The following is a 15,583-nucleotide window of genomic DNA, read 5'->3' on the forward strand; positions in this document are numbered from 1 at the left end:
ATTTTGAATAAATACACCCATATTTTAAGGGAGGTCATTATTTACGGGGCTTAAACTATGCTAAAGTGGCTGCAATTTCGTTGGCGAACCATCATGATTTGATAACTATTGAATCCCTATTGCCAACCACCAAATCAAAATAATAACGATCAAAGGATTTCAATTATGGGCTGTTGCGACGCTCCGGGCTTGATGCCAATTGAAGAAGCACTAGATAAGCTGCTATCACCAATTAAACCTATTCAAACGACCTTGTCACTGCCATTGGCAGAAGCATTGGGTTACGTACTTGCTGAAGATATTCTATCCCCTATTTTCGTCCCTCCTTTTGATAACTCAGCAATGGATGGCTATGCACTGCGCTTAGCAGACCTAGAGAACGGTAAAGTACTGCCTTTAGCGGGTAAGTCCTTTGCAGGTCAACCATTTGAAGGTGAATGGCCAGCAAACACCTGTATTCGCATTATGACAGGCGCAAAGATCCCGGAAGGATGCGATGCCATAATCATGCAAGAAAATACGGCTGAAACTGGCGCTGGCATTGAAATTCAACAAGACGACATCAAGTTGAACAATAATATTCGCCCTACTGGTGACGACATCAAGCAAGGCGATATCGTTCTTAGCCGTGGCGAACGTTTAACACCTCGTGACATTCCAATGATTGCTTCGCTCGGTGTGAGCCATGTAACTGTGGCACACAAGCCTAAAGTCGCTTTCTTCTCTACTGGCGATGAGCTTAAGCCATTAGGCCAACCTCTTGAAGACGGTCAGATCTACGACAGCAACCGCTACGGCATTAAACCGCTGATTGAAGCGTTTGGTTGTGAAGCGATTGACCTAGGCATCATCCCTGATTGCCCTACAACGCTTAAAGAAACCTTCGAAAAAGCTCAAGAACTCGCAGATGTTGTTGTGACTTCTGGCGGCGTGAGTGTTGGTGAAGCGGATTACACCAAAGATATTTTGGAAGAACTCGGCCAAATCGGCTTCTGGAAGCTCGCTATCAAACCAGGTAAACCGTTCGCATTTGGTGAGTTGGATAACGCGTGGTTCTGTGGCTTACCGGGTAACCCAGTATCAGCAATGATGACTATGTATGTGTTAGTTCAGCCTATGCTGGCTAAACTGGCAGGTCACACCGCATGGACAGCACCAGAATCGATTCCTGCTATCACTAAGTCTGCATTCAAAAAAGGCCCAGGCCGTACTGATTACCAACGTGGCATCTACTCGATTGAAAACGGTCAGTTTGTAGTAGAGACAACAGGTAACCAAAGCTCCGGCGCTTTCCGTTCAATGAGCTTAGCAAACTGCTTTGTGGTCCTAGAGCGTGAACGTGGCCGTGTAGAAGTCGGTGAAACGGTTCAGGTTCAACTATTTAACTCGACGCTTTACTAACGAGGCTTGCTGATGGAAATACTGTCTGACGCAGAGATGCTTCGTTACAATCGCCAGATCATTCTCAAACAGTTTGATTTTGAAGGCCAAGAAGCGCTGAAACAGAGTTCAATCTTAGTGTTAGGTGCAGGTGGTTTAGGCTGTGCCTCTGCTCAATACCTTGCGACGGCGGGCATTGGTAAGCTAACACTGATCGACGATGATATTGTCGAGCTTTCAAATTTACAGCGACAAGTACTTCATACCGATGCTGATATTGGTAAGAAGAAGGTCGATTCTGCTGCCGAGTCTTTGCAGGTATTGAACCCTCATCTGACGATTGAAACTGTCGATCACAGGCTTGATGACGAAACACTTGGCACGTTGATTGAAGCACACTCGCTTGTTCTTGATGCCAGTGACAACGTTGAAACGCGCAATCAGTTGAACCGTTTGTGTTACGCATCAAAAACGCCACTCGTATCGGGCGCTGCGATTCGCATGGAAGGTCAGATTAGCGTATTCACTTATCAAGATGAAAATGCACCTTGCTACCAGTGCTTGAGCGCTCTATTCGGCAACGCTGCTCTAAGCTGTGTTGAAGCCGGTGTGATGGCACCTGTTGTTGGCATGGTAGGCGCGGCTCAGGCTTTGGAAGCTATCAAGGTTATTGCCAAGTTTGGACAACCAAAGCAAGGCAAACTTTTGATTCTCGATGCCATGTCTCACAGCTGGCGTGAAATGAATTTAATGAAGATGCCTAATTGTTCGGTGTGTGGATAAACTAAATCCTATCCCCTCTTATCGAAAGCCTAAGCCTTGACTATATGTTGGGGCTTTTTTATGTCTCAACGTCAGCATCTCAACTCGCTTTATCAATTTGAAATACTCTATGAGAGATTAGTTTCATTTGAATTCTCATTTTGAGAATATAATGAGAAACTTAGCGACTTAAAACATAAACCATAAAAATCAACAGCTTAAAAATGGCACGTAACTTGTAAAAGTATCTAGACCTTCCATCACAAGGATGTAGATATGAGAATTACAACGTTAAGTTTGCTATTAAGTGCGCCCCTAGCCGCCAACGCTGCGCCATTCGACACATGTCCAAGTAAGGCTTACTTGTTTCAGTCAAAACCCGTTGAGGTTTGGGGTGTCAATCTAGTAACTGGTTCAACTACCCTTCTCGAAGACGACACGGGTATGAATGCCAATATCAATGGTGTCGGTTTCGACTTTCAAGACAGGTATATATACGGCTACGACACTACTAATAAACGCCTAGTTCGCCTTGGTCAAGATTTCCAAGCTGAAGTCATCAATACCAGTGGCTTACCCACCGATCACACCTTTTATGTAGGTGACGTATATGATCACGTTTACTACTTATACCGTACTGGAAAAGGGCTATTCACCGTTGACCTATCTCCTTTAGATACCGACCCAAACGCGACCGTTACGGTTAACAAAATAGCTGGTAGCCCAGCAACCGTAAAATTGACTGATTTCGCCTTCCATCCAAGTGATGGCTCTTTATATGGTATCGATAATAACTCTGGTGGCTTATACAGCTTCAATCCTACAACTGGTGCAGAAACCTATATCGGTGATACCGGAGAAACAGGGACATTCGGCGCAGGTTATTTCGATGTGAACGGCTACTACTACGTATCTCGAAATCAAGACGGTAAGATCTACCGTATCAACCTATCCCCAGATAACGCTGCAAACATCGCTGCAGGTGTCGTTCCTGCTGTAGAGTTTGTATCCAATGGCCCTTCTTCTAATCAAAATGATGGTGCTCGCTGTGCGAATGCGCCCGTTGTGGATGAAGATTCCAACATCGACTTCGGTGACGCTCCAGATACTTACCTAACGTTATTAGCAAGTAACGGTCCTCGACATGAATTGGATGGCGTGACTTGGTTAGGTACAGATGCACCCGACGCCGACCTTGACGGCTACGTAACACCGCAATCAGATGAAAGCGTGGGTATTGATGATGAGTGGGCGAACGGTGGTATCGGTTTTGTAACCGCACTTGAAGCTGGTCTTGATTCAAAAGTAGTGATTGAAGCTTCAACAACCGGTTACCTTTCAGCTTGGATAGACTGGAACCAAGATGGCAGCTTCGATGGCGCCAACGAGCAAGTATTTACCGATTACCTGTTAGACGCTGGTGAAAACGATCTTTTCCTTAATGTTGATATCAACGCACTGACCGGTACGACGTGGGCTCGATTCAGATTCAGTCAACAAACCAACCTAAGTTACTTTGGCGGTTCAACCTCTGGTGAGGTGGTCGATATTCAAGTCGATGTTCTTAACGATGGTGCCACCGCTCGTTACTTCCCAAGTGCTTCCGGTTACGCAACGCTCGCATACGAAGATAACTGGCCATATAAAGCCGACTACGACATGAACGATGCTGTTCTTATGTATCGCATTACCGAAATCCTTAAAGATGGAAAAGTCGTTAAGTCCACTATTGACGGCCGCCTTGCTGCTGTCGGAGCATCGTACAGAAATGGTTTTGCTGTTCGACTTCCTAACCTAGACCCGAGCTTGGTGAGTAGTGGTAGCTCTTACATGAAACACAATGGTGTATTCACTGACCTTGACCTAGAAGATGGACGTAGCGAAGCAATCTTTGTTATCGCCAATGACCTGACAGAAAAAATCAGCACTGGCTGTACCTTCTACCGCACCAGTAATGGATGTAAAGAGGATGAGCAGTTCTCATTCCAAATTGGTATTACTTTAGCCGGAGACGGTGTGAATACTGGCAGCTGGACCGATATGCCTTACGACCCGTTCATCTTCGCAACGCCTGGGTATTATCACGGTGAAAACCTACCTCTACATCCAGGACGCAGCTGGGAGGTTCACTTGCCAGACCAAGCGCCAACAGAAGCATTTGATACCACTAACCTCTTTGAGGCTGGATTAGGCGTTGATGACAGTAATCCATCAACAGGTAAATACTTCAAAACAGTAGAAAACCACCCTTGGGCGCTAATTGTGACTTCGGATGACGAATGGGAGTGGCCTTTAGAGTACGTCGATATTGTTACCGCTTACCCAGAATTTAAACCATACGCAGAATCCGGCGGTGAAACGAACCAGACATGGTACCAATCACCTGCAGACAACCAACGTTACGAACCATAAGGAGAGACGTTATGACTATTCACACTAAACAATATCGAGACAATCATTGCGTTGATTCAAGTCGTAATCTCTTTGAGGAAAAACATATGTCTGTACAAAGCACTTGGAACATGAAGAAGTCACTAGCCGTTTTTTTAGCAGCAGCTCCATTAGTATTAGCCGGTTGTGGGGGCGGCGGTGGGGGCGGTAGCAGTGCATCGACTCCATCGCCATCTACACCCTCGACACCTGCAACCCCGTCGAATCCGGTAACAGCAACGACTCCGGTAACAGCAACGCCTTCGCCGTCTCCCGCGACAAGTGCGGCAGCAGCGCAAAGCTATACGATGAGTGATTTGGTGGTACCTGACGGGTTTGACTACAACTCTGTTGAACAGTTTGATCTCGACATCGACATCAGCAGCATTTCGACAGACCGTTCTTTTGTGACCGTTTATAGCCGATTTAGTACAAGAGATGACTCAACCTTGAAGCCAGATTACTCCAGTAAGGTCATTGCAGGTCCATTAGATAATGGTGTGTTCGCCTCGAACTTTGCAGCACCGGTAAACCATGAAGCACTCTTGATAGAGATTTGGTTCTACGATGGTCAACCTCCATTACAACAAGTGGTTTCTAGCGGCGACTCTCAGATTGTCTGGCAGTAAATCGTTTAACAGCAGGTAACTTGTCGTTAGTTAGGTCTATGACGAAACAGAGTCAAAATTAGTTGTTTGTAAGTAAGAAGTGAGCAGAAATGCTCACTTTTTTGTTTTCGTCGAAGAGCGATTAATTCAGCTTTCTTAGCGAGTAGCATTCACTTTACCACCAATCTCACTTATATTTTCAATATAACCTTCAAAGACTTACTCTCATGAAACAGTTAAAAATAGGTCTATTTATCTTAATGTGTGGCGTAGGCGTGTTAGTTGCCCTTGCCTATTTCCCGCTAACATCAGAGACGGGGCAACGCATTCAAGCCAAAGTCATTTCGAACACGCTTACTCAATCCTTAGATGGGCACAGGCGTTATCTTACGGTTCAGACAAAAGATAATGACGTATTTCGGGTCTCTATTGCTCCTACCACAGACTGCCCTATTGATTCTGTGGTCGCGCTTGATACATTAAACAATCAAATAACCGGACAAAGCAGTTATCAGTTCATCCACTGTCGAGCCGCACAGTAGCTATCGATACAACAACGGTATTCGTAGAAACGACAGTAATCGCTGTAACACTGTATTCGCTAAAACAGCAGTAATGCTATAACACTGTATTCGCTAAAACAGCAGTAATGCTATAACAGCAAGAATCGCTAAAACAACAAGAATGGATATAACAATAATGAATCAGCCACTCATCTCACCACAACAACTTCAACAACGTTTGCTAGCAGAAGACAACATCATCCTCCTCGACGCCAGTATCGAGTTTCAAATTCCAAGCGAGTCAGAAAAGATCAAAGGACAAATGATTCCTGGGGCTATTCGTTTTGACTACGACAAAGACTTTTGTAACAAACATACTCTGCTTCCTCACATGTTCCCGAGCGAAAAACATTTCAACACTCGCGCAAAGGAAAGTGGCATCAATCAAGACAGTACGATTGTGGTTTACGATAACTCCGGAACCTTCGCTTCTCCCCGTGCGTGGTGGATGTTTATGGCAATGGGACACAACGACGTATTCATCTTAGATGGCGGTTTGCCCGCTTGGATCGAAGCCGGTTACGCGACCGAGACTGACTATCGCACCGAAGTAAAGGCGGGCAATTTTGAAGGCCATATTCAAGACAACTACTTTGTCAGTGCTCAGCAGATTGAAGGTTACTCAACTGACAAGAGCGCAAACATTGTAGATGCTCGTTCTCAAGCTCGTTTCGATTCAGAAGTTCCTGAACCACGTGAAGGCTTACGTAGTGGCCATATACCGAATTCTATTTGCCTACCATTTGCCCAAGTACTCGATAACGGTAAGTTAAAGCCTCAAGAAGAGCTTATTGATATCTTTTCAACGTTAGAATTAACGCCTTCTCAACCTATGTTCTTTAGCTGTGGCTCTGGCGTAACAGCCTGCATCATATTATTAGCCGCTAAACTCGCTGGCCATAAAGGTGAAATGGGCGTTTACGATGGTTCATGGACGGAATGGGGTGCTAACGACAAACTCCCTATTGCCGTGACTAAAAAGTAATTCAACTTCGCTTACTGCCACTGTTAGAATATACTGCGCATGCATAAAGAGCTTACTGATAATGATGGCCTCACGTCTCATGAAGTAAGCTTTTATGTCGCAGTTAACGCTATGTTCATTTGAGACCAAGACTCGATTCACGCCGTTTGATTTATAGCCCACATTAAGTTGCTAACGATAATTTGTGATTAATCATAAACTAATCGTTATCGACGTTATGAATACTAATATTTCACTCAAGAATCTCTGCTCATAGTCGTTACACTATTTAATCATTGATACTTTCACCATTTGTGTTTGTATCTTTCGTTGCATGAATCACACTGACAACCCAATAGTTTGTCATTTGCAGTCTGTTAAAAGTAGTAACCAACAAAAGGCATCTCATGGCTCTATTTAAGAAAAATATCTGGTCGCTGTACGCGTTTATCGTACTACTGACCCTGATACTTTTCGCGGCGTTGGGAATAACAAACTGGAAAGCGAACAGAGACGACTTCATAGAGCAGCAGCACATTCAGGTTGAGCTTTTTTCTAGCTCCGTCAACTCACTGCTGACCAGTCAAGAAGCCTTGTTAGAAGTAGTCGGCCATCAACTGGCTCAACAGTCTGATTTCACACGTACTGCGTCTATCCAAATTAGGCCAATTTTAGACAAGCTACTTGAGACTCACCCTGCGATAGCAGCGTTTGGCTTGTTGAACACCGGCGGTGATTACCTCTCGATCAGCTCAAATCTCGAACTTGCGAATCAAAGGAACTTGCTGCAATACGCGCCAACAAGAGACTCCTTTTTAGACGCCCTATCAAGCAGTAGCATGGTGCTTGGCCGTACCTATTTTCAAGAATCGTTGAATAGCTTGGTTATCCCGCTGAGAAAATCCATTTCAATCGATGGCAAGAAAACCGATGCAGTAATGACCGCAGGGCTACGATTAGACGCCACGATCGTATTTGAAAATAATGCTCACGCCGGAAGTTTCAATACACTAAGCCTGATCCGAAAAGACAGCTATCGCCAATTTTATTCGAGTGATATCGAATCTGAGAGTGCGTATTCCTCTCCAGTAGGCAAAGATGTCATACAGCGTATTGCAAGTATCTTTACCGACCACTTCGGAATTAGCGTGCAAGAAGCGATGAATGGGCAAGAAACCTACTCTTTTGTCGTCGACGATGAACAATACCACTCTTTAATGAGCGCGAAATACATCCCAAACTACAAATTATGGGTGGTAGGACGTACCGACCTAACTCACGTCGATAGTATATTCATACAAGAATTCAGCATTCTTTTCGTTGCCTTTATTTTTCTTCAGTTTGGTTTCTACTTTTTGGTTAAGTCGATTGCCAAAAATGAACAACGCACTCGTAGCCAACTCATTTATCAGGCGAACCATGACCCTTTAACCTCTCTGCCAAACCGTTTGTACATGCGTAGAAACATTGGCAAATGGATTGACGATGAGTCAGAGCCATTTTCGCTATTATTTATCGATATCGATAACTTTAAATGCGTCAATGACACCCACGGGCATGACTTTGGAGACAAGGTTCTCAAACAGATCGCTTTGCGTTTGATGAGGTTCCGATCTCGCCTCAGCCTATTGGTACGTGAATCCAGTGATGAGTTTTTGTTCTTAACGCCCTTGTCGAATCAAGCTGAAATTAAACGACTCGCCAAGCGCATTATTGAAGTGCTTTCTCAACCTTATGAAGTTGAAAGCGCTCAGTTTTTGTTAGGTTGCAGCATCGGCGTAGCACGTTTCCCTGAACACGGAAAAGATCTGGATAGCCTGTTACGTTCTGCCGATATTTCGATGTACAAAGCGAAACAGCAGCAAAACTCGTACAGTATTTTCACAACGGAAATGCAAGACGCGCACCTCTACAAAATGAAAGTAGAACAAAGGCTACGCATCGCTATTGAGAAACAAACACTGTTCATGGTTTTCCAACCACTGGTTCGTGCAAATGAGAGTATTCACGGTGTAGAAGCACTCGTTCGCTGGATTGATGACGAATTGGGTTTTGTTCCGCCAGATGTCTTTATACCGATAGCTGAGAGCACAGGCTTAATGCAAAAGCTGGGTACTTTTATTATTGAGTCCAGCATTATGCAGATCGCCCACTTGCACCGAACAACAGAACAAAAGATCGGGCTGTCGATCAACATATCAGTGCGTCAGTTTTCTCATCAATCCTTCTCTGAGCACTTGTTCGCGACACTAGAAAAGTATCAACTCTCTCCTAGCTGTTTAACGCTAGAAATTACGGAGAGCTTGTTCATTGAAGATGTGACTTTAGTGAAACCGACTTTTGAAGCCCTCAAAGAGAAGAATATAAAGATCTCTCTAGATGATTTCGGGACAGGCTATTCATCACTAAGCATGTTGAAAGCACTGCCTATCGATGAGCTTAAAATCGATAAGAGCTTTATTGAGAACATTGCTGTCGACCAGCAATCACTCACAATGGTGCAAAACATCATCGCAATCGGTAAGAACTTCGGCATGGTGGTATTAGCAGAAGGCGTAGAATCGAACGAGCACTTCGCAATTCTAAAGGCATGTGGATGTGACTTGATGCAAGGCTATTACTTCTCTCGCCCTATTCCTTATGATGAGCTGGCTGCTCACCTAAACCAGCAAGTGACCGAGCACGCGGAATGTTCTGTTTAAGAACGTGAGTTAAATAGACGAGCTAAATAAGGTAGGTGGATAAACACCTACCTTATTTTCTAGATATTTTCTGATGGGTTATTTATTCATTTCGCTATGCATAACATCGATCAACTGTCCGGAAGGATCTCCTGATAATTCCCAAGTAAAAATGCCGCCTAGGTCTGATTTCTTCGCCCATTCTGCCTTTGCTTTAATAGAGCGCTGATCTTCAAAAGAAATGAATACTTTTTTATCTGGGTTCCACAAATAAGGTGCTTGAGCTTGCTCGTCATACTTGTACTCATAACCTTGTTTGCTGCTGTAGTTATTCATAAGGTCCCAGAACATAAAGTAACCGTTTTCACCGGTACCAAACTGCGCTCCTTGTTCAGAAACTAGGTCACCTTTAGGCAGCTCTCCAGCAAAGTCTTTTGTACCTTGCCAGCCTCGACCATAAAAAGCTGCCCCGATCACAAGCTTCTCGCTAGGAATACCTTGCTCTATCATCTGATTAATGAAGACGTCAGCTCCCATTCCCCACCAACTACGCTCGGTGGCATGTAAGTTTGTTGTGTGACCTGTTTGAGTTCCCCAGCCTCCGAGGAAGTCATACGTCATCGCAAACATATTCGTCAAATATGGGCTGGCTGCGTTCCAATCTATTTGGGCTGCCTTAGTACCAACACCGACAGCCGTTGAAAGCTCGTAATCTCTTTGAGTCGTCTTTGATAGAGCGTCCAAATCACTTCTGATTGTTTTTACTAAAAGTGTGAAAGCTTCACGCTCTTGCGCTTTCTGCTCATCCGTTAGTTTAGTCTCTGGGTTCCAAGGCGAAGTGGTTAAGCCGCCGCCTCCTGGGTATTCCCAATCAAGATCAATACCATCAAAGAAGTCATATTTTTGGATCAACTCAACAGCAGTTTTTGAAAAATGCGCAATGGCTTTAGGATCTTTCGCCATCGCATGGAAAGGTTCAGACATTGTCCATCCACCAAATGATGGCAAGATTTTGATATTTTGATTGTCGGCCTTCAATTGAGCTAACTGGGCAAAGTGACCTTTATAGGCGACATCAACATCCACGTCTCCGAAATCGACTTCTAACGCAGCTTCTTTATCCACAATAATCGCGGTATATGGTTGTTTGTCTGCACATTGCTGCTGAATTTGTTTTTGGACGGGCTCACCAGCACCGCTATGAGGACCACACATGCTCAAGAAGGCGTAAATAATATGTGAGAGCTTGTCTGCAGGTATGTCGTCAACGGTATAAGGGTTGTCTTTATTCAGATATTGCCAATCCGCAAAATACCCTGCGACGACTTTATCATCGGCATGTGCTGTAGGTGTGAGCATACAAGCTGCGGCTATTGAGCTAAGCCCAAAGATAGAAATAGATTTAAAGATAGAACTTGATTGGTCACTGTTGCTAGAAATAGCGTGTGTGATAAATGACAGTTTCATAATTATCTCCTTTAGTGTGGCTTAACATTAAAGAGTGATAATTCTTTCAACCGCTGAACAAATTCACTATTCGAGTCATATCTAATAGTTATCCCCCTTATTGCACTGGTTTCATTAGGGAGGAATTGCCATGATTACTCAAATAGTGAATTCAACGAAGCACAAATATCTTACGATTCACTGCCGTTTGGTTTATTCACGCTAAGTTGTTCATCCAAGTTAAGTACCGTTAAAGCATTACTTACGCTTGTTGCGATCACGTCTACCACGCCTGTTCTTAGTGCACCTAACAAAGCGAGAGGTTTACTGTTCTCTGCTGCAATGGCAATGACTTCTGCTATTGGCCGGAATTCTTCCAAGGCCAAACCAATTACACGATCACTCATTACTGTGTTTGCTGTTTTACCGTGAACATCGAAAAAGTCATAACCAGCAAAGTCACCGACGACACCTTGTAATAGACGAGATTGAACAACCTCACCTGCGGTAAACCAACCTAAGTCGACCATATAACTGTTTTCACTCATATCACCGATACCGACTAATGCAACATCGGCTTTTCGAGCGAGATCTAGGGTCTGCTTAACGGTGCTGTTTTCCATGAATGCGGTTTTTTGCGCTTTATTCTCGGCATAAGCAGGCGCGTACAAGGTTTCAGAAGATCCACCGTACTTTTTGGCTAACTGCCTGCATATATGGTCGGCATTAAACATACCACCTCTTGGGTGAATACCGCCGATACCACACACGAATTTGCAGTCTCGTGGCGTAATGACACCAGTGTGGTGAGCAACAGACGATACGTTTCGCCCTTGTCCTACTGTCACCACCATGCCGTTTTTCAGTGTACTGGTAAGATAGTTAGACACTAAACCAGCAACCTGTAATCGCTGCTTCTCTTCATTTGGTTGATCTAGTGCCACAAGTGCTCGCTTCACACCAAATCGTTCGATCAAACGTTGCTCGATCTTCGCACTAAAGACAGGGTGGTATTTCACGGTTATCTCAACAATGCCCTCATCTCTGGCTTGCTTGAGCATTCGACCAACCTTTGCACGAGAGATAGAGTACTTTTTAGATATCTCTTCTTGCGTGGCACCATCTTGATAATAAGCAACCGCTACTTCAGTGAGGAGATCAGTGTTTTCTTCGGAAACATCTTGGATATTCTTACTCATATATCACTCAACCAATATTTAACAATTATTTTACCTGCTTGAAGAACAAATGTTCGATGCTTAAGCAAGTGATACACAAGTTTACACCCCGAACATATGTAACAGCAAGGTACATTTGCTCATCGTCATAACCATGGTTTTGTTGTTGATTAATTCACCTCACTTTGCTCGTTAAACGTTTGCTTGCATACCCCATGATTACTAGAGCGAAATATATTTGACTGAAGTCACCATACAGCACTATTTACCGTTGACTTTGGGGCTAGATCGGATAAATATGGCTACATCATTTACTCATCGAGCGATCAAATGTTCTGTGCAAATGTTCGTTCGGAGAAAAATTTAAATTAATGTAAGTTTGGCTCACTGGTACAACCATTGAGAACTTCATTAGTTAGCTTGCAAATGCCCACACCTCTCCCATTAACGAGGTGTTATGCGATACATAGGATGATCAAAATGAGCAATAAATTAGAGCAACTTCGTAAACTAACAACTGTTGTAGCTGACACTGGCGATATCGAAGCTATCAGCAAGTACACTCCTGAAGATGCAACAACTAACCCATCTCTAATTCTTAAAGCTGCTCAAATTGCTGAGTACGCTCCTCTAATCGATGCTTCTATCGAATACGCAAAAGCGCAAAGCGGTGATAAAGCACAGCAAGTTCAAGATACTTGCGACATGCTTAACGTGAACATCGGTAAAGAAATCCTGAAAGTTGTACCTGGCCGTATCTCTACTGAAGTAGATGCTCGTCTTTCTTACGACATGGAAGGCAGCGTTGCTAAAGCTCGTCAACTTATCAAAATGTACAACGACGCTGGCATCACTAACGACCGTATCCTTATCAAACTGGCTTCTACTTGGGAAGGCATCCGTGCTGCTGAAATCCTAGAGAAAGAAGGCATCAACTGTAACCTAACGCTTCTATTCTCTTTCGCTCAAGCTCGTGCTTGTGCTGAAGCTGGCGTATTCCTAATCTCTCCTTTCGTAGGTCGCATCATGGACTGGTACAAAGCGAAAGAAGGTCGTGATTTCGAAGCTTCAGAAGATCCAGGTGTAATCTCTGTTTCAGATATCTACAACTACTACAAAGACCACGGTTACAAAACTGTTGTTATGGGCGCAAGCTTCCGTAACATCGGCGAGATCCTAGAACTTGCTGGTTGTGACCGTCTAACTATCGCTCCTCAACTTCTAGCTGACCTAGAAGCTGCAGAAGGCGAAGTAGTAGAGAAGCTTATCGACTCTAACGGTACTAAAGAGCGTCCAGCAGCGATGACTCACGCTGAGTTCCTATGGGACCACAACCAAGATGCAATGGCTGTTGAGAAACTGGCTGAAGGCATCCGCAACTTCGCCGTTGACCAAGGCAAACTAGAAGACATGATCGCAGCTAAGCTGTAATCACTCTTACCAAATTCAAATAGGGGAACGTTCAGTTCCCCTACTTTTATCAATTTTGTTTTTCTTAATTTTTATTCGGAAGTTCTTATGAATCGCAAACATCTAGCTAACGCTATTCGTGCTCTAAGCATGGACGGCGTACAACAAGCAAACTCTGGTCACCCAGGCGCACCTATGGGTATGGCTGACATCGCTGAAGTACTTTGGCGTTCTCACCTAAACCACAACCCAGCAAACCCAGAGTGGGCTGACCGCGACCGTTTTATCCTGTCTAACGGCCACGGCTCAATGCTGATTTACTCTCTGCTTCACCTAGCAGGTTACGAGCTTTCAATTGAAGATCTTAAGAACTTCCGTCAACTGCACTCTAAGACTCCAGGTCACCCAGAGTACGGCTACGCACCAGGCATCGAAACAACGACTGGTCCTCTAGGTCAAGGCATCACTAACGCTGTTGGTATGGCTATGGCTGAGAAAGCGCTAGCTGCACAGTTCAACAAAGAAGGCCACGACATCGTAGACCACTACACTTATGCATTCATGGGTGATGGCTGTCTGATGGAAGGTATTTCTCACGAAGCATGTTCTCTAGCAGGTACGCTTGGTCTTGGTAAGCTGGTTGCTTTCTGGGATGACAACGGTATCTCTATCGATGGCGAAGTTGAAGGTTGGTTCTCTGACGATACACCTAAGCGTTTTGAAGCTTACGGCTGGCACGTAATCCCAGCGGTAGATGGACACAACTCTGACGCTATCAACGCAGCGATTGAAGCGGCTAAAGCAGACCCTCGCCCTACTCTAATCTGTACTAAAACAGTAATTGGCTTTGGTTCTCCAAACAAAGCAGGTACGCACGACTGTCACGGTGCACCACTAGGCGCTGAAGAAATTGCAGCAACACGTAAAGAATTAGGTTGGGAGCACGGTCCTTTTGAAATTCCGTCGGAAGTTTACTCAGAGTGGGATGCGAAAGAAGCAGGCGCAGCTAAGGAAGCAGCGTGGAACGAGAAACTTGCAGCTTATGAAGCAGCATACCCTGAGCTGGCAGCTGAATTCAAACGCCGCGTAAACGGTGACCTACCAGCTGAGTGGGAAGAGAAAGCATCGGCAATCATCGCTGATCTTCAAGCTAACCCAGCAAACATCGCATCACGTAAAGCATCTCAAAATGCTCTAGAAGCGTTCGGTGCTATGCTACCTGAATTCATGGGCGGCTCTGCTGACCTTGCGCCTTCTAACCTAACTATGTGGTCTGGTTCTAAGTCTCTTGAAGCAAACGACTTCTCTGGTAACTACATCCACTACGGTGTACGTGAATTCGGTATGACGGCTATCATGAACGGTATCGCTCTGCACGGTGGTTTCGTACCATACGGCGCAACGTTCCTAATGTTCATGGAATACGCTCGTAACGCTATGCGTATGGCTGCTCTGATGAAAACTCAGAACATCCAAGTTTACACGCACGACTCTATCGGTCTTGGCGAAGATGGTCCAACTCACCAACCAGTTGAGCAGATCGCTTCTCTACGTCTGACTCCAAACATGAGCACATGGCGTCCATGTGACCAAGTTGAGTCTGCTGTTGCTTGGAAACTGGCAATCGAACGCAAAGATGGTCCTTCTGCACTTATCTTCTCTCGTCAAAACCTTGCACAGCAAGATCGTGACGCTGAGCAAGTAGCAAACATCGCTAAGGGTGGTTACATCCTGAAAGATTGCGCTGGTAAGCCAGAGCTAATCATCATTGCAACTGGTTCTGAAGTTGAGCTAGCGGTTAGCGCTGCGGCTGAACTAACAGCTGAAGGTAAAGCGGTACGCGTAGTATCTATGCCTGCAACTGACGCATTCGACAAGCAAGATGCGCAGTACCGCGAGTCTGTACTTCCATCTGACGTTACCGCACGTATCGCAGTAGAAGCTGGCATCGCTGACTTCTGGTACAAGTACGTTGGTTTCGGTGGCAAGATCATCGGTATGACAACGTTCGGCGAATCTGCACCAGCAGGCGAGCTATTCAAGATGTTCGGTTTCACTACTGAAAACGTAGTAAACACAGCGAAAGAGCTTCTAGCTTAATCTTGAATACATTGTCTTGCCCTTAAATGGGTTGATGCATACAGAAAGCCCCGCATGAAAA

At 44.7% G+C, this 15,583-nt stretch carries 11 protein-coding genes; 9 read left to right on the forward strand and 2 right to left on the reverse strand.

Annotation, left to right across the window (positions count from 1 at the left end):
- Positions 1-165: 165 nt before the first annotated feature.
- From moeA to OCV20_RS20810, 7 genes are all read left to right on the forward strand, one after another.
- On the forward strand, positions 166-1,401 hold the full coding sequence (gene moeA, locus OCV20_RS20780) for a molybdopterin molybdotransferase MoeA (protein ID WP_086774791.1): 1,236 nt from the start codon (positions 166-168) through the stop codon (positions 1,399-1,401).
- A 12-nt stretch (positions 1,402-1,413) separates the two neighbouring features.
- Positions 1,414-2,163: a molybdopterin-synthase adenylyltransferase MoeB gene (gene moeB, locus OCV20_RS20785; protein WP_086774790.1), complete on the forward strand. Its 750-nt coding sequence runs from the start codon at positions 1,414-1,416 to the stop codon at positions 2,161-2,163.
- Positions 2,164-2,418: 255 nt separating this feature from the next.
- A complete protein-coding gene (locus OCV20_RS20790) occupies positions 2,419-4,554 on the forward strand; it encodes an LruC domain-containing protein (RefSeq protein ID WP_086774789.1) in 2,136 nt (711 codons plus the stop codon).
- Positions 4,555-4,565: 11 nt separating this feature from the next.
- Entirely contained in the window at positions 4,566-5,201 is a 636-nt protein-coding gene (locus tag OCV20_RS20795) for a hypothetical protein (protein ID WP_086774788.1), read from the forward strand.
- Positions 5,202-5,407: 206 nt separating this feature from the next.
- Positions 5,408-5,722: a hypothetical protein gene (locus OCV20_RS20800; RefSeq protein ID WP_050620744.1), complete on the forward strand. Its 315-nt coding sequence runs from the start codon at positions 5,408-5,410 to the stop codon at positions 5,720-5,722.
- A gap of 157 nt (positions 5,723-5,879) precedes the next feature.
- Positions 5,880-6,728 (forward strand): sulfurtransferase, encoded by an 849-nt coding sequence (locus OCV20_RS20805; RefSeq protein WP_086774787.1) that lies wholly within the window; start codon positions 5,880-5,882, stop codon positions 6,726-6,728.
- Between the two features lie 386 nt (positions 6,729-7,114).
- Positions 7,115-9,409, forward strand: a complete 2,295-nt coding sequence (locus OCV20_RS20810) for a putative bifunctional diguanylate cyclase/phosphodiesterase (protein WP_086774786.1) — start codon at positions 7,115-7,117, stop codon at positions 9,407-9,409.
- Between the two features lie 78 nt (positions 9,410-9,487).
- Here the strand turns inward: OCV20_RS20810 and OCV20_RS20815 are convergent, their stop codons facing one another.
- Together OCV20_RS20815 and OCV20_RS20820 are read right to left on the reverse strand one after the other, a co-directional pair.
- Positions 9,488-10,855, reverse strand: coding sequence for a glycoside hydrolase family 18 protein (locus OCV20_RS20815; RefSeq protein WP_202910135.1), 1,368 nt, complete (start codon positions 10,853-10,855; stop codon positions 9,488-9,490).
- A 170-nt stretch (positions 10,856-11,025) separates the two neighbouring features.
- A complete protein-coding gene (locus tag OCV20_RS20820; RefSeq protein ID WP_086774785.1) occupies positions 11,026-12,033 on the reverse strand; it encodes a sugar-binding transcriptional regulator in 1,008 nt (335 codons plus the stop codon).
- A gap of 459 nt (positions 12,034-12,492) precedes the next feature.
- Here OCV20_RS20820 and tal point away from each other — a divergent pair, with 459 nt between their 5' ends.
- Together tal and tkt are read left to right on the forward strand one after the other, a co-directional pair.
- Positions 12,493-13,443, forward strand: coding sequence for a transaldolase (gene tal / locus OCV20_RS20825; protein ID WP_009845571.1), 951 nt, complete (start codon positions 12,493-12,495; stop codon positions 13,441-13,443).
- 87 nt (positions 13,444-13,530) lie between these two features.
- Positions 13,531-15,522 carry a transketolase gene (gene tkt / locus OCV20_RS20830; RefSeq protein WP_086774784.1) on the forward strand — a complete coding sequence of 664 codons (1,992 nt, stop codon included), beginning with the start codon at positions 13,531-13,533 and terminating at the stop codon, positions 15,520-15,522.
- The last annotated feature ends 61 nt before the right edge of the window (positions 15,523-15,583 follow it).

The organism is Vibrio coralliirubri (genome assembly GCF_024347375.1).
Lineage (GTDB): Bacteria > Pseudomonadota > Gammaproteobacteria > Enterobacterales > Vibrionaceae > Vibrio > Vibrio coralliirubri.